Annotated in this window: 22 protein-coding genes; 13 read left to right on the forward strand and 9 right to left on the reverse strand. The window is 62.0% G+C overall.

All coding sequences use genetic code 11. The features are described from left to right. The first annotated feature begins 26 nt into the window (after window positions 1-26). The 10 genes from ctaD (at window position 27) to rnhA (ending at window position 8,415) form a co-directional block, all read left to right on the forward strand. On the forward strand, window positions 27-1,673 hold the full coding sequence (gene ctaD, locus HNR59_RS07760) for a cytochrome c oxidase subunit I (RefSeq protein ID WP_183828226.1): 1,647 nt from the start codon (window positions 27-29) through the stop codon (window positions 1,671-1,673). A 74-nt stretch (window positions 1,674-1,747) separates the two neighbouring features. Next, window positions 1,748-2,689: a heme o synthase gene (locus HNR59_RS07765; protein WP_183828229.1), complete on the forward strand. Its 942-nt coding sequence runs from the start codon at window positions 1,748-1,750 to the stop codon at window positions 2,687-2,689. Between the two features lie 5 nt (window positions 2,690-2,694). Next, window positions 2,695-2,853: a hypothetical protein gene (locus tag HNR59_RS07770; RefSeq protein WP_183831611.1), complete on the forward strand. Its 159-nt coding sequence runs from the start codon at window positions 2,695-2,697 to the stop codon at window positions 2,851-2,853. An 8-nt stretch (window positions 2,854-2,861) separates the two neighbouring features. Continuing rightward, window positions 2,862-3,491, forward strand: a complete 630-nt coding sequence (locus tag HNR59_RS07775) for a cytochrome c oxidase assembly protein (protein WP_183828232.1) — start codon at window positions 2,862-2,864, stop codon at window positions 3,489-3,491. A gap of 1 nt (window position 3,492) precedes the next feature. Beyond that, a complete protein-coding gene (locus tag HNR59_RS07780) occupies window positions 3,493-4,371 on the forward strand; it encodes a cytochrome c oxidase subunit 3 (RefSeq protein WP_183828235.1) in 879 nt (292 codons plus the stop codon). A gap of 270 nt (window positions 4,372-4,641) precedes the next feature. Continuing rightward, window positions 4,642-5,049, forward strand: coding sequence for a DUF983 domain-containing protein (locus HNR59_RS07785; RefSeq protein ID WP_183828238.1), 408 nt, complete (start codon window positions 4,642-4,644; stop codon window positions 5,047-5,049). Between the two features lie 29 nt (window positions 5,050-5,078). After that, window positions 5,079-5,810: an SURF1 family protein gene (locus HNR59_RS07790; RefSeq protein ID WP_425488630.1), complete on the forward strand. Its 732-nt coding sequence runs from the start codon at window positions 5,079-5,081 to the stop codon at window positions 5,808-5,810. A gap of 77 nt (window positions 5,811-5,887) precedes the next feature. Next, window positions 5,888-6,922, forward strand: coding sequence for a 4-hydroxy-3-methylbut-2-enyl diphosphate reductase (gene ispH / locus HNR59_RS07795; RefSeq protein ID WP_183828242.1), 1,035 nt, complete (start codon window positions 5,888-5,890; stop codon window positions 6,920-6,922). A gap of 9 nt (window positions 6,923-6,931) precedes the next feature. Next, a complete protein-coding gene (locus tag HNR59_RS07800; RefSeq protein WP_183828245.1) occupies window positions 6,932-7,894 on the forward strand; it encodes a homoserine kinase in 963 nt (320 codons plus the stop codon). Beyond that, on the forward strand, window positions 7,891-8,415 hold the full coding sequence (rnhA, locus tag HNR59_RS07805; protein WP_183828248.1) for a ribonuclease HI: 525 nt from the start codon (window positions 7,891-7,893) through the stop codon (window positions 8,413-8,415). Before HNR59_RS07800 ends, rnhA begins: the two co-directional genes overlap by 4 nt. A gap of 42 nt (window positions 8,416-8,457) precedes the next feature. On the opposite strand, the gene HNR59_RS07810 is transcribed toward rnhA, so the two are convergent. Then, on the reverse strand, window positions 8,458-8,943 hold the full coding sequence (locus tag HNR59_RS07810) for a peroxiredoxin (protein ID WP_183828252.1): 486 nt from the start codon (window positions 8,941-8,943) through the stop codon (window positions 8,458-8,460). A 72-nt stretch (window positions 8,944-9,015) separates the two neighbouring features. Next, window positions 9,016-9,828, reverse strand: a complete 813-nt coding sequence (locus HNR59_RS07815) for a protein-disulfide reductase DsbD domain-containing protein (RefSeq protein ID WP_246374530.1) — start codon at window positions 9,826-9,828, stop codon at window positions 9,016-9,018. A 153-nt stretch (window positions 9,829-9,981) separates the two neighbouring features. Between HNR59_RS07815 and HNR59_RS07820 the strand changes: the two genes are divergently transcribed. Next, a complete protein-coding gene (locus tag HNR59_RS07820) occupies window positions 9,982-10,593 on the forward strand; it encodes a YqgE/AlgH family protein (protein WP_183828255.1) in 612 nt (203 codons plus the stop codon). Window positions 10,594-10,612: 19 nt separating this feature from the next. Here HNR59_RS07820 and HNR59_RS07825 read toward each other — a convergent pair whose 3' ends face one another. The 4 genes from HNR59_RS07825 to thrC form a co-directional block, all read right to left on the reverse strand. Then, a complete protein-coding gene (locus HNR59_RS07825) occupies window positions 10,613-13,450 on the reverse strand; it encodes an EAL domain-containing protein (protein WP_183831441.1) in 2,838 nt (945 codons plus the stop codon). Between the two features lie 65 nt (window positions 13,451-13,515). Then, on the reverse strand, window positions 13,516-14,100 hold the full coding sequence (locus HNR59_RS07830) for a GNAT family N-acetyltransferase (protein WP_183828258.1): 585 nt from the start codon (window positions 14,098-14,100) through the stop codon (window positions 13,516-13,518). Window positions 14,101-14,114: 14 nt separating this feature from the next. After that, complete coding sequence (locus HNR59_RS07835; RefSeq protein ID WP_183828260.1) at window positions 14,115-15,407, reverse strand: M16 family metallopeptidase; 1,293 nt, start codon at window positions 15,405-15,407, stop codon at window positions 14,115-14,117. 14 nt (window positions 15,408-15,421) lie between these two features. Further along, window positions 15,422-16,819: a threonine synthase gene (gene thrC / locus HNR59_RS07840; RefSeq protein WP_183828263.1), complete on the reverse strand. Its 1,398-nt coding sequence runs from the start codon at window positions 16,817-16,819 to the stop codon at window positions 15,422-15,424. Window positions 16,820-16,934: 115 nt separating this feature from the next. Between thrC and HNR59_RS07845 the strand changes: the two genes are divergently transcribed. Next, on the forward strand, window positions 16,935-17,630 hold the full coding sequence (locus tag HNR59_RS07845; RefSeq protein WP_246374531.1) for a hypothetical protein: 696 nt from the start codon (window positions 16,935-16,937) through the stop codon (window positions 17,628-17,630). Between the two features lie 46 nt (window positions 17,631-17,676). On the opposite strand, the gene HNR59_RS07850 is transcribed toward HNR59_RS07845, so the two are convergent. Then, window positions 17,677-18,366 carry an HAD family hydrolase gene (locus HNR59_RS07850; RefSeq protein WP_183828266.1) on the reverse strand — a complete coding sequence of 230 codons (690 nt, stop codon included), beginning with the start codon at window positions 18,364-18,366 and terminating at the stop codon, window positions 17,677-17,679. A gap of 168 nt (window positions 18,367-18,534) precedes the next feature. Here HNR59_RS07850 and HNR59_RS07855 point away from each other — a divergent pair, with 168 nt between their 5' ends. Beyond that, window positions 18,535-19,668: a site-specific DNA-methyltransferase gene (locus HNR59_RS07855; RefSeq protein ID WP_183828268.1), complete on the forward strand. Its 1,134-nt coding sequence runs from the start codon at window positions 18,535-18,537 to the stop codon at window positions 19,666-19,668. Between the two features lie 23 nt (window positions 19,669-19,691). Here the strand turns inward: HNR59_RS07855 and HNR59_RS07860 are convergent, their stop codons facing one another. Then, window positions 19,692-20,309, reverse strand: a complete 618-nt coding sequence (locus HNR59_RS07860) for an HAD family hydrolase (RefSeq protein ID WP_246374533.1) — start codon at window positions 20,307-20,309, stop codon at window positions 19,692-19,694. Then, window positions 20,306-21,397 (reverse strand): A/G-specific adenine glycosylase, encoded by a 1,092-nt coding sequence (gene mutY / locus HNR59_RS07865; protein WP_183828271.1) that lies wholly within the window; start codon window positions 21,395-21,397, stop codon window positions 20,306-20,308. Before mutY ends, HNR59_RS07860 begins: the two co-directional genes overlap by 4 nt. Window positions 21,398-21,456: the final 59 nt, after the last annotated feature.

Consider the following 21,456-nt stretch of genomic DNA (forward strand, 5'->3'; position numbering starts at 1 on the left):
AGGTATACAAGGTAACGGAGCCGGAAATGGCAGAAGCTGCAACACATGACGATCACCACGCGCCGCGTGGCTGGGTTCGCTGGGTCTACTCGACCAATCACAAGGACATCGGAACCCTCTACCTGATCTTCGCGATCATGTCGGGCATTCTCGGCGGCGTCATGTCGATCATGATGCGCTGGGAGCTGGCGGAGCCGGGTATCCAGATTTTCCATGGTCTTGCGTCCATGGTTTATGGGGTCGAGGGTGATGCGGCTCTTGATGCCGGCAAGCACATGTTCAACGTGTTCACCACCATGCACGCGCTGATCATGATCTTCTTCATGGTCATGCCTGCGCTGATCGGCGGTTTCGCCAACTGGATGATCCCGATCATGATCGGTGCGCCGGATATGGCGTTCCCGCGCATGAACAACATCTCCTTCTGGCTTCTGCCTCCCGCACTTATCCTGCTGCTGATCTCGTTCTTCGTGCCGAGCGCACCGGGTGCTCACGGCATCGGTGGCGGCTGGACCATGTATCCGCCGTTCTCGACGTCCGGACAGCCGGGCCCCGCCATGGATTTCGCCATCCTGTCGGTTCACATCGCCGGTGTGTCGTCGATCCTCGGCGCCATCAACTTCATCACCACCATCTTCAACATGCGCGCACCTGGCATGACCATGCACAAGATGCCGCTGTTCGCGTGGTCGGTGCTGATCACGGCGTTCCTGCTGCTGCTGTCGCTCCCGGTTCTGGCCGGCGGCATCACCATGCTGCTGACCGACCGCAACTTCGACACGGCCTTCTTCTCGCCTGAAGGTGGCGGTGACCCGATCCTGTTCCAGCATCTGTTCTGGTTCTTCGGGCATCCGGAAGTGTACATTCTGATTCTGCCGGGCTTCGGCATCGTCAGCCACATCGTGTCGACCTTCTCGCGCAAGCCGGTGTTCGGTTATCTCGGCATGGCCTACGCCATGGTCGCGATCGGTGCCGTCGGCTTCGTCGTGTGGGCGCACCACATGTTCACCTCGGGCATCTCGCTGAACGCGCAGCGCTACTTCACCTTCGCCACGATGGTGATCGCGGTTCCGACCGGCATCAAGATCTTCTCGTGGATCGCGACGATGTGGGGTGGCTCGATCACCTTCCGCACGCCGATGCTGTGGGCGATCGGCTTCATCTTCCTGTTCACCGTTGGCGGCGTCACCGGCGTGCAGCTGGCAAATGCCGGTCTCGACCGCATGTATCACGACACCTATTACGTGGTAGCGCACTTCCATTACGTGCTGTCGCTGGGTGCCGTGTTCGCCATCTTCGCTGCCTGGTACTACTGGTTCCCGAAGATGACTGGGTACATGTACTCCGAGACGATCGCCAACACCCACTTCTGGGTCACCTTCGTGGGCGTGAACATCGTGTTCTTCCCGCAGCATTTCCTCGGGCTGGCCGGCATGCCGCGCCGCTACATCGACTATCCCGATGCTTATGCCGGCTGGAACATGGTTTCCTCCTACGGCTCCTACATCGCCGGTATCGGTGTGCTGATTTTCCTCTACGGTATCTTCGATGCCTTCCAGAGGAAGCGCGTGGCTGGTGCCAATCCGTGGGGCGAGGGCGCCACGACACTGGAGTGGCAGTTGCCGTCGCCGCCGCCCTACCACCAGTGGGAACAGTTGCCCCGTATCCGCTGATACGGACTTTGATGCGAACCGCCGGCTCCGGCCGGCGGTTTGGCCACACGGAATGATCGGACGTTTGAGTACGCATGGCCCTGATCGACGACAGATGCATTGATGAAGCGCCGCTGCGCATGTCGGAAGCGACGCCGGGCGACTATATCGCGCTCCTGAAGCCGCGCGTTATGTCGCTGGTGGTGTTTACGGCTGTGGTGGGGCTTGTCGCCGCGCCGGGGACGATGAACCCGCTTCTCGCCCTCATCGCCATTCTGGCTATAGCCATTGGCGCGGGCGCGTCCGGCGCGCTCAACATGTGGTACGATGCCGACATCGACAAGGTAATGAGCCGCACGGCCAAGCGGCCGGTTCCGGCGGGCCGCGTCACGCCCGGCGAGGCGCTGGGCTTCGGTCTGGTGCTGTCGGTTCTGTCGGTGATGACGCTTGGCGTCCTCGTCAACTGGCTCTCGGCTTCGCTGCTGGCCTTCACCATTTTCTTCTATGCCGTCATCTACACGATGTGGCTGAAGCGCTGGACGCCGCAGAACATCGTTATCGGCGGTGCGGCCGGCTCCTTTCCTCCCATGATCGGCTGGGCAGCCGCCACCGGCAATATAAGCCTCGAAAGCGTTATCCTGTTCCTGATCATCTTCCTGTGGACGCCGCCGCATTTCTGGGCGCTGGCGCTCTTCAAGTCGGGCGATTACGAGCGCGCGGGCATCCCGATGATGCCGAACGTTGCCGGTCCGGCTTCGACCCGCCGCCAGATATTCGCCTATGCCCTGTTGCTGGCGCCAGTAGGCGTCGCACCGTGGCTGCTTGGCTACACGACCCTGTTCTATGGCGTCATATCGCTGGTGCTGGGTGCGGGCTTCGTATGGTATTCCTGGAAAGTTCTGGGCATGTCGGACGATGACAAGACCATGGTTCCGGCCAAGAAGCTGTTTGGTTTCTCGCTGGTCTATCTGTTCGTCATCTTCGCTGCCTATATGGGCGACCGCCTTGTCGCCTGGCTTGGCGGCATGGGAGCATGAGCACCATGGATAAGCTTGAAACCGTCGATCTGACCGAACAGCAGAAAAAGGCCCGGCGTCTGCGATCCGTCGCCATCGGGCTGGCCTTGGTGGCACTCGTCATCATATTCTATGTTGCGACGCTGGCGAAGTTTGGCCCGGCGGTCCTGAACCGGCCTATGTGAGACGAAGGATGAGCAATACCCCAGCCACGGATGAGGCCAGGCAGAAGAGCAACCGCAAGGTTGCTGCGCTCTGCGTCGCCTTCTTTTGCGGCATGGTCGGCATGGCCTATGCGGCCGTTCCGCTCTACACGCTGTTTTGTCAGGTCACCGGATATGGCGGAACCACGCAGCGCGTGACCCAGTATTCCGACCGGGTGCTCGATCGTGACATCACGATCCGCTTCGATGCCAATACGGCTGGCGGCGTTCCGTGGAAGTTCGCGCCTGTCGACCGCTCTATCACGGTCAAGATCGGTGAAACGGCGCAGGCCCATTACACCGCCACCAACATGGCGGCCCGGCCAACCGGCGGACGCGCTACCTTCAACGTGACACCTGAGACGGCAGGCGCCTATTTCAACAAGGTGGAATGCTTCTGCTTCACCGACACCACGCTTGCCGCTGGCGAGACGATGGACATGCCGGTGATCTTCTTCGTCGATCCGGACATTGTGGATGTGCCGGAGCTGAAGAATGTGAAGACCATTACCTTGTCCTACACCATGTTCCCGATCGACAAGGAGGCACCGGCGACAACCGGTTCGATCGATCGGAGCACTGTAACAACTACGAACACCGAAGCAGATGTCGGGGGCTGATATGGCTGAAGCGCACGCAAAACAACATGACTATCATATTCTGGCCCCGAGCCCCTGGCCCTTCCTCGGGTCATTTGGAGCGCTTGTGCTTTGCATCGGCGGCGTCTTCTGGATGCAGTACCTGAAGGGCAACGAGTTTCCCGTCTTTGGCATCAACATGGCAACGCCATGGCTGTTCTTCATCGGTCTGCTGATCGTCCTTTACACCATGTTTGGCTGGTGGTCGGATACGGTTAAGGAAGCCCATGAGGGGCATCACACCCGCGTCGTCTCCCTGCACCTGCGCTATGGCATGATCATGTTCATCGCCTCGGAGGTGATGTTCTTCGTGGCTTGGTTCTGGGCGTTCTTCGATGCCAGCCTGTTCCCCGGCGAAGCCGTGCAGTATACCCGCAGCGAGTATACCGGCGGTATCTGGCCGCCGAAGGGCATCGAGGTTCTCGACCCCTTCTATCTGCCGCTCTACAACACGATCATCCTGCTTCTGTCGGGTACGACGTTGACGTGGGCTCACCACGCCATGCTGCACAACGACCGCAAGGGGCTGATCAATGGTCTGGCGATCACCGTGGCTCTCGGTGTCCTGTTCAGCTTCGTGCAGGCCTACGAGTATGTGCACGCTCCCTTCAACTTCAAGGACTCCATCTACGGCGCCACCTTCTTCATGGCGACCGGGTTCCACGGATTCCATGTTTTCATCGGAACGGTCTTCCTGATCGTGTGCTTGATCCGCGCCATTCGTGGCGACTTCACGCCCAAGCAGCACTTCGGTCTTGAGGCGGCTGCTTGGTACTGGCACTTCGTGGACGTGGTGTGGCTGTTCCTTTACGCCACGATCTATGTCTGGGCTTCTGTCGGTGCCGACATCGCCGTGCACTGAGGCCAGGTGAATGCAATGAATTTCAGGGCGGCCGCGGCAACGTGGCCGCCCTGTCCCTTTTTGAAAGACGAGCAGGGGCTGGCTCACAATGAAGCTGCCTGAATGGCTGGCGGGCAGATGCAGGGTGTCGATGGCAAGCGCCGGTCAAATGCTCTGAGCCCTGCCGGGATTTTTTCAGAATTGCACCTGCGCTTTAAGTTCTTGTTTTCACGCATGTCGTGGTCCTGAAACCGGTTCCCACTTTCGGGCCACATGCTGTAAGGTAGGCCGATGACACAGAATGAGAATTCCGCTGCTGAAGATCAGGCACTGTGGGCCCCGGTCGATCCGGTGCGCGCCGGCATCGCCGGCCGCTGTCCGCGCTGCGGCGAGGGTAAGCTGTTTTCCGGTTTTCTGGCCGTCGGCAAGGAATGCACGAATTGCGGGCTCGACTATTCCTATGCGGATGCGGGAGACGGTCCGGCCGTCTTCGTCATCCTCATCATCGGTTTCGTGGTGCTTGGGCTGGCGCTGTGGATGGAGGTCAATTACGGACCTGCATTTTGGGTGCATCTGGTCTTGTGGATACCGCTTGCGCTGATCCTCAGTCTCGGCTCCCTGCGCGTCATCAAGGGCATTCTGCTGACGCTGCAATACCGTAACAAGGCTTCGCAGGGCCGGCTGGACAACGGCGAATGACTTCAGGCATGGAGACGGGGACAAAGCCATTGTCCGCCAGGCGCCTGTGGCTCGCCGCCGTGCTGGGAGCCATTGCCATTGCCATTCTTCTGTCGCTTGGAACATGGCAGATGCAGCGCCTCTACTGGAAGGAGGATCTGCTCGCCACCATCGACCGGCGCATGCATGCCGAGCCTCTGGCCCTAGCGGAAGCGGAGCGTCTTTTCGCCGAAACCTCGGACGTCGACTATGTGCCGATAACCGCCACCGGCAGCTTCGTGCATGAAGGCGAGCGGCATTTTCTGGCGACATGGAAGGGCCAGTCGGGTTTTTATGTCTACACGCCGCTGAAGCTCGGGGACGGCCGTTTCCTGCTGGTCAACAGGGGGTTCGTGCCCTACTGGCTGAAGGAAGCGTCCTCCCGGTCGGCCGGGCAGGTCGACGGCGTGGTCACGGTCAGCGGGCTTGCCCGCAACCCGCTTTCCGAAAAGCCGTCCAGCATGGTGCCCGACAATGATCTGGCAAAGAACATCTTCTACTGGAAGGACCGCGACGTCATGGCCGCATCGGCGGGCCTGCCTGACGGCTATGTCCTGCTGCCGTTCTTCCTCGATGCCGATTCGTCACCGAACCCGGGCGACTGGCCGGCCGGAGGCGTCACCATCGTTTCCCTGCCCAACAATCACCTTCAATATGCCGTGACCTGGTACGGGCTTGCCGCGGCGCTGGCCGGCGTAATGCTGTTCTCTTTTGCGGGACGCAGGCGCAGGACGAAGCGCTGACCGTCGGGGTGCGGCCCGCTGACCCTTGACAGGACAGGGGTGCTCATCCCATGTCGGGCTGACACGCGAAGGACAAGATGCTGCAAACCTTACCGGCTGATGCCGCACCTGAGACGACCAAGCCGCCGCTGACGCTGCGGCTGTGCCAGCCGCGCGGTTTTTGCGCGGGCGTGGATCGCGCCATCCAGATCGTCGTTCTGGCGATCAAGAAATATGGCGCGCCGGTTTATGTGCGCCACGAAATCGTCCACAACCGCTATGTGGTCGAGGGCCTTCAGAACCTCGGCGCCGTCTTCATCGAGGAACTGGACGAGATTCCGCCGGAGCACAATCAGAGCCCGGTGGTGTTCTCCGCCCATGGCGTTCCGAAGTCCGTTCCCGCCGACGCCACCGAGCGCAATCTGTTCTATCTGGACGCGACCTGCCCACTGGTCTCCAAGGTCCACAAGCAGGCGATCCGGCATTATCGCCATGGCCGTCATGTGCTGCTGATCGGCCATGCGGGGCACCCCGAGGTCATCGGCACGATGGGGCAGTTGCCGGAGGGTGCGGTCACCCTGATCGAGACGGACGAGGATGTGCGCCGCTTCGTGCCGCAGGATCCGGAAGCCCTCGGCTTCGTGACGCAGACGACCCTGTCCGTCGAGGACACCGCCCATATTCTCGAAGCCTTGCAGGAACGGTTTCCGGCCATGCAGGCGCCGGCTGCGGAATCCATCTGCTATGCCACGACCAACCGTCAGGAGGCGGTGAAGGAAACGGCTCCGGGCGTCGATCTCTATCTGGTGGTCGGCGCGCCGAACTCGTCGAACTCGCGCCGTCTGGTCGAGGTTGCGGAACGGGCAGGCGCGCGCATGTCGCTGCTGGTCCAGCGCGCCAGCGAGATTCCATGGAACGACGTCGGCGATATCAAGACCCTCGGCCTGTCTGCGGGCGCGTCGGCGCCAGAGATCATCGTCGATGAGATCATTGATGCCTTCAAGGCTCGCTTCGAGGTGACGGTGGATCTTGCCATCACTGCCACGGAGACCGAGGATTTTCCGGTCATGCGCGTTTTGCGCGATGTGGAACTCACCAAGGCCGACATGGCCTTCGTCAACGGCGAACGATAGCAGGCACGCATGGCCGTCTACACCGATGTCACCGAAGGTGAACTGGGCGCGTTCCTGCGCGATTATCCGGTCGGAGAGCTGCTCTCCTACAAGGGCATTGCTGAAGGCACGGAGAATTCGAACTTCCTGCTTCACACCACCGGCGGCTCCTTCATCCTGACTCTCTATGAAAAGCGGGTGGCGACGCACGATCTGCCGTTCTTTCTCGGGCTGATGGATCATCTGGCGGCAAAGGGCCTTTCCTGTCCGCTTCCCGTTCGTCGTGCCGATGGCGAGATGATCGGCACGCTTGCCGGCCGCTCGGCCGCCATCATCACATTCCTGGAAGGCATGTGGCCGCGCCGCCCCACTGCCGCGCATTGCCGCGAGGTCGGAAAGGTGCTGGCGTCGATGCATCTGGCCGGCGCCGATTTCGGCCTGTCCCGCGCGAATGCGCTGGGTCCCGATGGCTGGCGCGAGCTTTGGGCGGCCTCGCGCGAGCGCGCCGATGAGGTCGAGCCCGGTCTTGCTGCCGAGGTCGATGCCGATTTCGAGACGTTCGGCCGCGAATGGCCGGCCGATCTGCCCACCGGCATCATTCATGCCGACCTGTTTCCCGACAATGTGTTCTTCCTCGGCAACGAGCTTTCGGGGCTGATCGACTTCTATTTCGCCTGCAACGACCTGCTGGCCTACGATCTTGCAACCTGCCTGAATGCATGGTGCTTTGAGAAGGATTGTTCCTACAACCTCACCAAGGGCACAGCCTTGCTTGCCGGATATGAGAGCGTGCGACCCCTGAGCGCTGCCGAGAAGCAGGCCCTGCCGATGCTGGCGCGTGGATCGGCGCTGCGCTTCATGCTGACGCGGCTCTACGACTGGCTGCATGGGCCGGAAGGCGATCTCGTCGTCAAGCGCGACCCGGCCGAGTATATCCGCAAGATGCGCTTTCACCGCGCCATCGTCTCGCCGCAGGAATACGGACTGTCATGAAGTGCATTGAAATCTTCACCGACGGCGCCTGCTCCGGCAATCCGGGGCCGGGGGGCTGGGGCGCGATCCTGCGCTTCAACGGTGTCACGCGCGAACTGTGCGGCGGCGAGGCGCAGACCACCAACAACCGCATGGAACTGATGGCGGCGATCTCGGCGCTGAACGCGCTGAAGGAGCCGTGCGAAGTCGATCTCCATACCGATTCCAGCTATGTGAAGGACGGCATTTCCAGCTGGATGGAAAACTGGAAACGCCGTGGCTGGAAAACCGCCGACAACAAGCCGGTCAAGAATGTGGAGCTTTGGCAGGCGCTGGACGAGGCGCGGCGGCGCCACAAGGTGACGTGGCACTGGGTCAAGGGCCATGCCGGCCATCCCGAGAACGAGCGCGCCGATGAACTGGCCCGCGAGGGCATGGCGCCGTTCAAGAAGGGCGCTGCAAGACCTTCTGCTGGTCCTTCCGCTCCGGACACGAAAAAACCGGCGCCCGTCAAAGCGCGCCGGTCTTCGCAAAGTTACTGAAAGCCGCTTCGGGAAACCCTAGGCAGGCTTGCAGCACAAAAATCAAAGCTGTTCGAGAATTTTCGCAGCCGCCGTTTCGTCGGCCTGGCTCGGAACCGGTTCGACGTTGAGCGCCGTCACCTTGCCGTCGTCGACGATCATGGAAAAGCGCTTCGAGCGCAGGCCGAGGCCGGCACCGCTGAGGTCGATGTCGAGGCCGAGAGCCTTTGCGAAATGGCCGCTGCCGTCTGCCAGATAGGTGATCTTGCCTTCGCCGCCGGTGAACTTTTCCCATGCGCCCATGACGAAGGGATCGTTGACGGCAACCACGGCGACGGTGTCCACGCCGCGGGCGCGGATGGCGTCGTTGTTTTCCAGATAGCCGGGTAGATGATTGTTGTTGCAGGTGGGCGTGAAGGCGCCGGGAACGCCGAACAGCACGACCTTCTTGCCCGCGAAAATATCGGCGGTGGTCAGTTCCTTCACGCCGTCGGCGGTCATCGTCTTGAGGGTGGCTTCAGGCAGCTTGTCGCCAACGGAGATCGTCATTTCAATTCCTCATCATGAACAGGGGAGTGAAATCGATAGCGGACTATGCCGGCCGCCGCAATGACGCTGCGCCTAAGGGTAGGGCAGGAAGCCCGAAACGGCTCCCGCAGAGGAAGTCAGCGTGTAGGGCACGCCTTCTCCGGACGGCTTTTCTGCGGGGCGGGAAAGCACGGGCACTTCGAACGTAAACTTGCCGTCACCGGCTTTCGCGACAGGCGTGCCGAAGGCATAGCCGTCTTCGCCGGCCACGAAAAGCTCGGCTGATTGCACGGCCTGGGGCAGCGATGCCGCCACCGTCATTGCTTTGTCGTGCGAGCCGGCAAGGCTGGCGCCGAAAGCGGGCGTGGCAGGGCCGGGCAGGGCCGCCTGTGCATTGCGCACCAATGCTTCCTCGATCACCGCATGGGTGGGATGTGCGGTCTCGACAACCAGATCGGCATGAACCGGAATGCAGATCTTCTCGCAGATTCCAACGAGAACCGTTGCTGCAATGCCGCCCTCCGGCAATGCCCTGTCGGGGAGGGTAAAGCTGACGGGAAGCAGCACGGAGCGGTCGTAGCCGGCCCATTCCGAATAGCCGTCATCGTGACGAACCGGGGCGGGAAAGGCCATTTTTGCTTCCCGGATCTGCTCGCCATCGACCGTGATCTGTGGGGGCACGCCGCTGTCGCCGGGATCGCGCCAGTATGTCTTCCAGCCGGGTTTCAGATCGATCTGCAACACGCCGTTCAATTGCCCGGATGCATCGGGCTGGCTGGCAGTGACCAGCCGGATGCGGCCGCCTTCGCTGTCGTGCCAGCCGGAAGAGCCCGCATACGCGGGAGGGGAAACGACGAAAGCGGCAAGAGACGCGGCAGCAATGGCGGACGTGATGCGCATGGCCATTGATTTGATATCCAGCCGGTATGCCTGCAAGCTTTTTCGCCACGCAGCGGGCATCATTTTTGCGTGAGCCTTTTCGGTGCGCTGATTTTCAGATCCGTTGGACCATACAAGTCCATCTTTCAACTGTCGCCGAAACACGCTAACTTTCAGGCCATGGATATTCTGTCCGGCAAGAACGCGAATTCGGGGCGCGGCGGTTTCCTCGAGGATCAGTTCCTCATCGCCATGCCAGGCATGAAGGACGACAGGTTCGCGCGCTCCGTCATATATGTCTGCGCCCACAGCGAAGAGGGCGCCATGGGTCTGATCATCAACCAGACCCAGCAGATACTCTTTCCCGACCTTCTTGTGCAGCTTGGCATCATGGAAGAGCAGGAGGCAATCCGCCTGCCGCCGCCGGCGCGTGATCTGGTCATCCGCAACGGCGGCCCTGTCGACCGCAGCCGTGGCTTCGTGCTGCATTCGGGCGACTACCGGGTGGAATCTTCGCTGAGCATTGCAGACAACATCTGCCTGACGGCGACGGTCGACATATTGCGCGCCATCTCCAAGGGGCGCGGCCCGCAGCGCGCGCTGATGGCGCTCGGCTATTCCGGCTGGAGTTCGGGGCAACTCGAAACCGAGATCGCCCAGAACGGCTGGCTGACCTGCCCGGCAACCCCGGAACTGCTTTTTGATGCCGACATCGAAAGCCAGTATGATCGTATTCTTGCGGCGATCGGCATCGACATCGCGCATCTGAGCCCCAACGCCGGCCACGCCTGACCGGCGTTCGCTTTTCGGCTCAGGCCTGCGTCAGCGGATATTGCTCCTTGAGCAGGCGGATGACCTGATCGGCCGCTACGGGCGGACCGAACATGAAGCTCTGCACATATTCGCAGCCGATCTGGCGCAACTCCAGCGCGTCGCTCTGATCCGACACGCCTTCGGCAACCACCGACAGTCCCAGTTCATGCGCCATGTTGACCATGGATTTCAGAAGCATGGTGCGCTTGGGCGTGGTGTCGTCGACGAAGCTCTTGTCGATCTTGATCGTGTCGAAGGGGAAGCGGGTCAGATAGGCGAGCGACGAATAGCCGGTGCCGAAATCGTCGAGCGAAAGGCCGATGCCGAGCTGCTTCAGTCTGTTGAGGACGTGGGCCGTCTGCTCGGGATTGTCCATGACCAGCGATTCGGTCAGCTCCAGACGGAAGCAGCGTGCCTTGAGATTGGCGCGCGCGATGATGGAGCGCACATCGCTGACCAGATCGCGGCGGATGAGCTGACGGCTGGAGAGATTGACGGACACGGAGAGCGGCACATCGCCGATCTGCTTCTGCCAGGAAACGAGGTCCTCTGCCGCCTTCTGCATGGCGAACAGGCCGAGCGGCACGATCAGGCCGCAGTTTTCCGCAATCGGGATGAAGTCGGCCGGCGGGATCATGCCGCGACGCGGATGCTCCCAGCGCATGAGCGCCTCGAACCCGGCGATACTGTTGTCCTCCAGCCGCACGATCGGCTGGTAGGCAAGCGTCAGTTCCTTGCGTTCGATTGCGCGGCGCAGGTCGGACTCGAACTGCAGCTTGTCTGTGCCAACGGTGCGGAAAGCGGGACGGAACGGCTCGATCCTGTCGCCGCCGAAGCGCTTGGCCTGATGCAGCGCGAGCTCCGCGTCCTTGACCATGTCGCCGGCCGACGACTGGTCGGAGGTCCATGTGATCAGGCCAATGGAGGCGGTCAGCACGATCTCGCGCTTCGCAAAGGTGATGGGCGCGCTGATGGCGTGCTTGATGGCGTCCGCGATGGCGGCGATGCGTGCCGGCTCCTGCTCGGAAAGCAGCATCAGCGCGAACTGGTCGCCGGCGAAGCGGGCAAGCGAATCCTGAGGCTTGAGCAGGCGGTGCAGGCGCCGCCCGATGGTGAGCAGGATGGTGTCGCCGGCCGATATGCCGAGCCCGTCATTGACCTGCTTGAAGCGGTCGATGTCGATGACGAAGACGGTCGGGCGCACCTTTTCCTCGGTGCGGGCAATGGAAATGACCGCCTCCAGCCGGTTCATGAACAGCTCGCGGCTGGGCAGGCCGGTGAGATTGTCATGCACGGCGTCGTGCAGCAGGCGTTCTTCCGCCTTCTTTTGCTCGGTGACGTCGATCATGGTGCCGACGCAGCGGATGACTTCGCCGTCCGATCCGATCACCGGGCGGGCGCGCAGGGCGAACCAGTGATAGTGGCCGTCGGCGCCGCGCATGCGGAACTGCTGGGCGACGCGCCCGCGCCTGTGCTCCAGAACGATGTCGAGCGTGGTGCGGAAGGTGTCGCGGTCGTCGGCGTGCAGCACCGGCAGCCAGTTGCGGGCCGGTCCGCCAAGGCTGTTGGGGGCAAGGCCAAGCTGTACGCTGATGTCGGGGCGGGTGACGACGCGGTCGCGCAGAACGTCCCAGTCCCAGACGGTGTCGCCGGCGCCCATCACGGCCAGCGCCTGCCTTTCGATGTCGGAGAACAGGCCCTGATGGAGCGCGCCGCCGGCGAAAGCGTGCTGCATGATGGTGAAGCCGATCAGCAGGATGATGAGGATCAGTCCGCCACCCAGCGCGGGCTGGACGATGTCGTTGTCGAGCAGGCCGGTAACCGCCATCCACGATCCCGTCAGCCACAGAAGCACCATCACCCAGCTCGGCACCAGCATGATGGCCCGGTCATAGCCGCGTATACCGAGGAACACGATCAGGCCAAGGCCGACAATCGCCGTGGCGGCGAAGGAGAAGCGCGCGATGCCGGCAGCGATCGGCGGGTCGATGATGGCGATGCCAGCGATCACGGTCAGGCACAGCATCCACACCAGCGCGCCATAGCTGAAATGGCCATGCCAGCGGTTCAGGTTGAGGTAGGTGAACAGGAACACCACGAAGGTTGCGGCAAGGCCGATTTCCGTTCCCGCCCGCCATATCTGCTCATTGCCGGGTGACATCTCTATGATCTTGGAAAGGAAGCCGAAATCGACGCAGATATAGGCCAGAACCGCCCAGGAAAGCGCTGCCGTGGCCGGGAACATGGAAGTGCCCTTGACCACAAACAGGATTGTCAGAAAAAGGGCCAGAAGCCCGGCGATGCCGATGACGATGCCCCGATAAAGCGTATAGGAATTGATGGAATCCTTGTAGGCTTCCGGCTCCCACAGATAGACCTGCGGCAGTTTTGGCGAAGCGAGATCAGCTACGAAGGTGACGACCGCGCCGGGATTGAGCGTGACGCGGAAGACATCGGCGTCGGGGCTTGCCTGCCGGTCGAGCGCAAAGCCTTCACTGGGGGTGATGGCGGCAATGCGGGTGGAGCCGAGATCGGGCCACAGCAATCCGGAATTCACCAGCCTGAAATGCGGCGCGACGATCAGCCTGTCGATCTGCTCTTCGGTCGTGTTGGCGAGCGCGAAGACGGCCCAGTCGCCGGTGGAGCGGTTGTCGTTTGCCTCGACCTCGATGCGGCGCACGATGCCATCAGGGCCGGGGGCTGTGGAAACCTGAAAATTCTCACCCTGATTGCGGTAGATCTCGACGGCTCCCGACAGGTCGAGGGCCACGTCGTCGCGGGCAATCTTGATCGGCTCGACCGCGTGTGCCGCAGCCATCTGGAAAAAGAGGGCCATGGCGGCGAGAAGGGCGGCCAGCAGCGACCTCGCTTTCAGGGATGTCGTCAAAATCAGTCCTTCGTTCACGCAACGGGCGGATCGTCGGCGATCCGGGCATACAAATAATGGTCCTGCCAGACGCCATTGATCCTCAGGTAAGACCTCAGCAGTCCTTCGCGCCGGAATCCGGCTTTTTCAAGCACGCGGATCGAGCGGCTGTTTTCGGGAATACAGGCTGCTTCGATCCGGTGCAATGTCAGCTCGCCAAATGCGAAGCGTGAAAGCGTCTTCACCGCGTCGGTCATCAGCCCCTGGCCAGCGTAGGGCTGGCCGATCCAGTAGCCGATCTGCGCGCTTTTGGAGACGCCGTGACGTATGTTGCCAAGCGTTATGCCGCCGACAAGCCGGCCGTGGCCACGCTCGTACATAAAGAAGGCCATGGCCGCACCCTGCGCATAATCACGCCGGTAATGATTGATGCGCAGCCGCCAGGCAGAGCGCTCGAATTCGTCCGGCATCCATCGCGGTTCCCACGGTTCGAGGAAGGCGCGGCTGATGGCGCGAAGCTCTGCCCATTCGCGATAGTCGCTTGCCTGCGGCATGCGCAGCCGTACCTTGTCGCCTTCCAGTTCCGGCGTTTCGCGGCGGATGAACGGAAGGGAGAACACGGCTGCGGAAAATTCTACACGGCCAGCCGATGCGGCACCGACGCGGACGATGGAAGCGCGCTGGCGATTGATTCATACGACGTCAGCGAACCGACCGGGCCGACAGCTGCCAGCGTCGGCCGGGTGGAGAACAGACGCCCCGACAGATCGGTCAGCCGCCCCACGGTGAGAGCTGAAAGGCGCTCCATCAGTTCCTCCTTGGGGATCGGCCGGCCGAACAGAAGCAGTTGCCGGGCGATCTGCGATGCGCGGCTGGAAGGGCTTTCCGCCGACATGATCAGCCCCGCGCGGTATTGCGCGCGTGCCCGGTCCAGCTCTTCCTGGAGAATGCGGTCGCCGGCTTTCTGAAGCTCGGTGGCGATCACCGGAACGAGCTCGGACAGATTGTTCTGGCCTGTGGCGGCATGGATGCCGAAAATGCCGGTGTCGGAAAAGCCCCAGTGGAAAGCATAGACCGAATAGCACAGGCCACGCTTCTCGCGCACTTCCTGAAACAGGCGCGAAGACATGCCGCCGCCGAGGATCATGGAAAGAACCTGCGAGGCGTAGAAATCGCGCACATGATAGGCGCGGCCCTCGAAGCCGAGGATCACCTGCGCGTCCATCAGGTCGCGGTCTTCGCGGAAATCGCCTCCGACATATTGCGCATATTGCGAAACCGCGCCCTGCGCATGCGGGCGGAAACCACCGAGCCGCTTTTCGACCTCGCGCACGAACTCGTCATGCTTCACATCGCCGGCGGCGACGACGACCATGCGGTCGGCGCCATATTCGCGCTGCATGAAGCGGTGGAGTTGCGCAGAGCTGAAGGACAGGACCGTTTCCGGCGTGCCGAGAATGGAGCGGCCAAGCGTCTGGTGGCGGAATGCTGTCTCGGTGAAATGATCGAAGACGACATCGTCGGGCGTGTCGTGGGCGGCGCCGATTTCCTGCAGGATGACGTTCTGTTCGCGCTCCAGCTCTTCGGGATCGAAGGTGGAATTCTGGAGAATGTCAGCCAGAAGATCGACCGCCAGCGGAACGTCGTCGGACAGGACGCGGGCGTAGAAGGAGGTGGTCTCGACGCTGGTGGCGGCATTGATCTCGCCGCCCACATTCTCGATCTCGGAGGCAATCTCGAACGCCGAACGCCTGGCTGTACCCTTGAACGCCATGTGCTCCAGCAGGTGAGCCATGCCGTGCTCATCGTCACGTTCGTTGCGGGCTCCGGACTTTACCCAGACCCCCAGAGCAACGGATTCCATGCTTGGAAGGGTTTCGGTGGCGACTGTCAGGCCGTTCGACAGACGGCTTACCTCAACACCCATGTAGATCTCACTCCCTACTGACGTGCCCGCGTATGGCGGGAAATATGATCTTCCAACATTTTTTTGTCCGATGGAAGCACTGTATAGTTTTCCTTTGCGTCCATCAGGTGGGAAAGCCATGCGGGCAGCGCAGGGGATATGCCGCAGGCATCCTCGACGGCAGCCGGGAACTTGGCCGGATGAGCCGTGCCTAGGATGACGTTGGGGGCGGACGACCGGGGTTGGCCGGCAGAAACATGAACGGCCGTCGCCGTGTGCGGGTCCAGCAGATAGCCGCTGTTTTCAAGGGTCGAGCGGATGGTTTCGGCCGTGTTCTTCATCGTTGCCCGGCCAGCGCCGAAGCCGCCACGGATCGTTTCGATCTCCTGCTTTTCGATGGTGAAGGCGCCGGATTGCCTGAGCCCGTTCATGTAGCGCCGCACCGTTTCCGCGTTGCGGTCCGAGGCTTCGAACAACAGGCGCTCGAAGTTCGACGAGATCTGGATGTCCATGGAAGGCGAGGTCGTGGCGACCACGCCCTGCATCCGGTATTCGCCGGTTTCCAGTGTGCGGGCCAGAATGTCGTTGTCATTGGTGGCGATGGTGAGCATTTCCACCGGCAGGCCCATGCGCTTTGCGGCATAGCCGGCGAAGATGTCGCCGAAATTGCCGGTCGGCACGGTAAAGGAAACAGTGCGGTCCGGTGCGCCGAGCGAAACAGCCGAGGTGAAGTAGTAGACGATCTGGGCCATGATGCGCGCCCAGTTGATGGAGTTCACGCCCGACAGCGCCACGCGGTCGCGGAAGGCGTGATCGTTGAACAACTCCTTCACCAGCCCCTGACAGTCGTCGAAATTCCCCTCGATGGCGAGCGCATGGACATTGTCCGCAGTCGAGGTCGTCATCTGGCGCTGCTGCACCGGCGAGACCTTGCCATTGGGGAAGAGAATGAAAATATCGGTGCGGCTGCGCCCGGCGAAGGCCTCGATCGCGGCGCCGCCGGTGTCGCCGGAGGTGGCGCCCACGATGGTGGCGCGCTGGTCGCGCTCGGTCAGCACATGGTCCATCAGCCGGGCCAGCAGTTGCATGGCCACATCCTTGAAGGCCAGCGTGGGACCGTGGAAAAGCTCCAGCACGAAGCTGTTGGGGCCGAGCTGCACAAGCGGGCACACTGCCTCATGGCGGAATGTGGCGTAGGCCTCGTTGATCAGCCTTTCCAGCACCGGGGTTGCGATCTCACCGCCCACGAAAGGCGTCAGCACACGCAGCGCGATCTGCTGGTAGGAAAGACCACGCATGGCGCGGATGTCTGCGGCGGAAAATTGCGGCCACTCCTGCGGAAGATAAAGGCCGCCGTCGCGCGCCAGCCCTGCAAGGACGGCATCCGAGAAACCGAGACGAGGTGCTTCACCACGGGTGCTGATGTAGTTCATGAAAGGTATTCCGTCTTTCCAGTCGGCAGGCGTGTGGATTTGTCGCTTTCGTCAGTCGCATTTTCGCCGCCGGATTGCTATAGGACACCACCGTCGCGAGAGGGAAATGCACTTCATGGTCGCTGCTACATCGAATTTTCGCTTTTTCACGGGCGTCGCCCTGTCCGGCATGTTGCTGGCTTTGGCGGGGTGTCAGTCGAACAGCGGTGATGTGCTGAACGTGCAGGACAAGCAGGCCGCCGGGGGTGGAAAGGTTCTGGCCAGCGAGCTGACCGCCTACTGCCCGACGCTGACCTTGCGTGAAGGCACAGCCTATTTCAACACATATGCCAAAGGCGGTCAGGACGATGCTTCAAAGATCGTCTATCAGGCGTCCATCGGCGAGGTTACCCGCGACTGCAAAAGGGCGAACGGCCAGCTGACCATGAATGTCGCGGCTGCCGGCCGCATCGTTCCCGGCCCGCAGGGCGCAGCCGGAACCATCACCATGCCGATCCGCGTGGTGGTGACGCGTGGCAGCAACGTGCTTTATTCACAGCTTCACCAGCACAAGGTGCAGGTGAGCGATACCACCTCCGCCACCCAGTTCGTGTTCAATGATCCGAACGTGACGGTTCCCGAGCCGAGCGGGCGCGATTATCAGGTGTTCGTCGGCTATGACGAAGGTCCGCCGAAGCCCAAGGCCGCTGACAAGCCGCGCCCCGTCGCGCGCAAGAAGGCACCGGCCCGCACCGCGCAGCAGCCTGCGCCCGCCGCTCCTGCGGCGCAGCAGCAGCCAGCCACCACCTCGGCATCGGATATTCCGCGCTGATTGAAAAAAGGCCGCTTTCGAGCGGCCTTTTTAGTATGTTGGATGCTCAGTCGTCTTCCGACCATGTGAGCAGGGCGTCGAGCACGCCCCGGAAATCGCTCCAGCGGCGGATCGAGGTTTCAGCACCTGCTTCCGTCAGCACATCGGCATGGCCGGGATAGGAATGCGCCCCCCCGGTGAAGCCGATGACGCGCATGCCGGCTGCGCGCGCACCGGCAATGCCATGCACGGAATCCTCGATGACAAAGGTGCGTGCCGGATCGGCATTGAATTCCTTTGCAGCATGCAGGAACACATCGGGCGCTGGCTTGGTTTTGCCCGTGGGCAATTCAGGCGCGGAGAATATCGGACCCCTGAACAGCGGGAGGATGCCCGTCTTTTCCAGCATGGCGCGAATGCGTTCGCTGGACGAATTGGAGCATATGCAACAGGGCACGGAAACCTGCGCGACGGCCTCGCGCACGCCTTCGATGGCGCGCACTTCCTGTCGCAACCTGCGATCGACGGCAGCTTCAGCCTGATCAATCAGCGTGGCCTGAAAGGGCAGGCCTGAGATTTCCTCGATGCGCAGCAATATGTCCTTGAAGGTGAGGCCGGCATAGGTCTGCGCCAGTTCTTCGGCCGAAATCCCGAAACCCGCTTCGGTGAGCAGTTCGGCTTCCACGCGTGCGGCGATGATTTCCGAATCGACCAGAACGCCGTCGCAATCGAAGATGATGAGGTCGGGCTTTTCCATGGCGTTCCGCATTTCTGTTTCAAGGGGGAGAGGGCACCAGCATCTGGTGGCGCGGGCATACATCAAGGTGCGGGGCCACGCAAATTGCGCCGGTCCTTCACGGATTATTTACGCTGATCGGTAACCATAACAGCAGGTAAACAGTAACGCGCATCCTGGGTGTACAACATGTCTGCAGTACGTCGTCTCAACGAGTTTTCCGGCGTTTCTTCCAGAACGGAATGGCTGGACACGATCCTCAAGGGCGACTGCGTGGCGGCGATGAACCGGCTTCCCGACGCTTCCGTCGATGTCATCTTCGCCGATCCCCCCTACAACCTTCAGCTCAATGGCGACCTGCACCGGCCGGACCAGTCCAAGGTCGATGCGGTGGACGATGCGTGGGATCAGTTCGAGAGCTTCGAGGCTTACGACGCCTTCACCCGCGCCTGGCTTCTGGCCGCCCGCCGTGTGCTGAAGCCGAATGGCACCATCTGGGTGATCGGCTCCTACCACAACATTTTCCGCGTCGGCGCCAAGATGCAGGATCTGGGCTTCTGGATTCTCAATGACATCGTGTGGCGCAAGACCAACCCGATGCCGAATTTCCGCGGCCGCCGTTTCCAGAACGCGCACGAGACGATGATCTGGGCCTCGCGCGACGACAAGGCCAAGGGCTACACCTTCAATTATGAAGCGATGAAGGCGGCCAATGAGGATGTGCAGATGCGCTCCGACTGGCTGTTCCCGATCTGCACCGGCAATGAGCGTCTGAAGGACGACAAGGGCGACAAGCTGCATCCGACGCAGAAGCCGGAAGCCCTTCTGGCGCGTGTGATGCTGGCGTCGACCAAACCGGGTGATGTCGTGCTCGACCCGTTCTTCGGGTCCGGCACCACCGGCGCCGTTGCCAGGCGGCTCGGCCGCCATTTCGTCGGCATCGAGCGCGAGCAGGAATATATCGACGCGGCGATGCAGCGCATCGCGGACGTGAAGCCGCTGGGCGCGATGGAGCTTACCGTTCTGACCGGCAAGCGCGCCGAACCGCGCGTCGCCTTCGGCAGCCTCGTCGATACGGGCCTGATCAAGGCCGGGACAACGCTGTGGGATTCGCAGCGCCGCTGGTCGGCGAAGGTGCGCGCCGATGGCACGCTCTCGATCGGCGAGGATGCCGGTTCCATCCACAAGATGGGCGCGCGCGTGCAGGGTTTCGATGCCTGCAACGGCTGGACCTTCTGGCACTATGAGCGTGCCGGCGGCCTGACCCCGATCGACGAGTTGCGCCGCATCGCGCGCCTCGGCATGGAAAAGGCCGGCGCCTGACCGACTGGAAAGAGCCTGACCGGCTAGAAACTGATCCCGCGCGCGATGAGATCGCGCTCGAGCGCGCGGGCATCGGTGAACAGCACCGCCTGCCATCCGGCGCGTTGCGCACCCTCGACATTCTTTTCGCTGTCATCGATGAACAGCGTGGCCGACGGTTCCGTCCCGAAGCTCGCCACATGATGGTCGTAGATGGCCCGGTCCGGCTTGATCAGCCCGATCTCGCCTGAAACGGTGATGCCGCGCGGTTTTTCGAGGAACGCAAAGCGGCTGCGCGCTTCCGCGAACGTATCCGCCGCCCAGTTGGTCAGCATGGTCACGTCGTGGCCGGCGTCGATCAGCCTTTCCAGCAGCGCGACGCTGTCGTCATAGGCATGCGGCACCATTTCGTGCCAGTGCCGGCGAAAGGCGCGGATATTGTCCGCATGGTCCGGATGTTCGGCGATCAACAGCGCTTCCGCCTCTTCCCATGTGCGCCCGCGATCCTGCTCGATATTCCACGCGCTGGTGCAGACATTTCCGAAAAACCAATGGCGCTCGGCCGGGTCGGGAATGATGCGGCTGAAGGGAATGTCAGGATCATAGTGAACCAGCACCTTGCCGATATCGAAAACGATGTGCCGGATTTCCATGTGCTTCATTCCTTCTTCCGCTTCGTTGCGCCGGGAATGGCAGCCTCTATCGCCTTTTTCATGACGGTGGGCAGCGCCTCGCCATGAAGCGCATCGGGACCCGACCAGAAATGGTCTTGCGGAGTGTTTCCATCGAAGCTGGTGCGATAGATGTCCAGTTCCAGCGAAAAATGCGTGAAGACATGGGTGATCTGGCCGCTGCGTTCCCATTGTGACGGGAAGGGCGCGGCATCGGGCGACGTCTCGCCGTCCTGACGCGCGGTCCAGCCGGTTGTCGGAACTTCGCTCATGCCGCCAAGCAAGCCTTTTTCAGGGCGTTTGCGCAGGAGCACCGCGCCGTCCGCGCGCACCGCAACAAAGGCCGCGCCGCGCCGCAGGGGCTTTTCCGGCTTCGCCAGCTTGACCGGATAGAGTTCCGGATCGCCGGCGCTCAGCGCATCGCAGTCCTCGCGCAAAGGGCACAGCATGCATTTCGGCCGGCGCGGCGTGCATATGGTGGCGCCGAGATCCATGGTGGCCTGCGCGAAATCGCCGGGCCGGTTCGGAGGCAGCAACTGGCCGACGAGGGCACGGATTTCCGCCTTGGCCTGCGGCAGCGGCGTCTCAATGCGATAAAGCCGCGATATGACGCGCTCGACATTGCCATCCACAACAGCGGCCGGGCGGTCGAAGGCGATCGAGGCAATGGCTGCCGCCGTGTAGGGCCCGATGCCCGGCAGGGCGCGCAGGCCTTCCTCCGTATCCGGAAAGGTGCCGCCTTGCGCGGCGACCAGATCGGCACAGGCTTTCAGGTTGCGGGCACGGGAATAGTAGCCGAGCCCTGCCCAGGCTTTCATGATGTCGTCATTCGATGCGGCAGCGAGCGCGCCGACTGTCGGCCAGCGCGCGACGAAGGCGGTGAAATAGGATTTGACCGCTTCCACGGTGGTTTGCTGCAGCATGATTTCGGAGAGCCACACCCTGTAGGGATCGGGCCGCTCGCCGCGCGCCAGTTTCGGCGGCGCCACGCGCCATGGCAATTCGCGATGGTGAGCGTCGTACCAGTCGAGGAGCCGGGCGGCTATGCCGGACTTGCGGCTTTGGTCCTGCGGTGCCATTGATCGGGAAGTGCCGGTTTCCGGTGCCTGAGGTTCAGATAAACGTCGCTGGAGTACGC

It is taken from the genome of Aquamicrobium lusatiense (assembly GCF_014201615.1).
GTDB lineage: Bacteria > Pseudomonadota > Alphaproteobacteria > Rhizobiales > Rhizobiaceae > Mesorhizobium > Mesorhizobium lusatiense.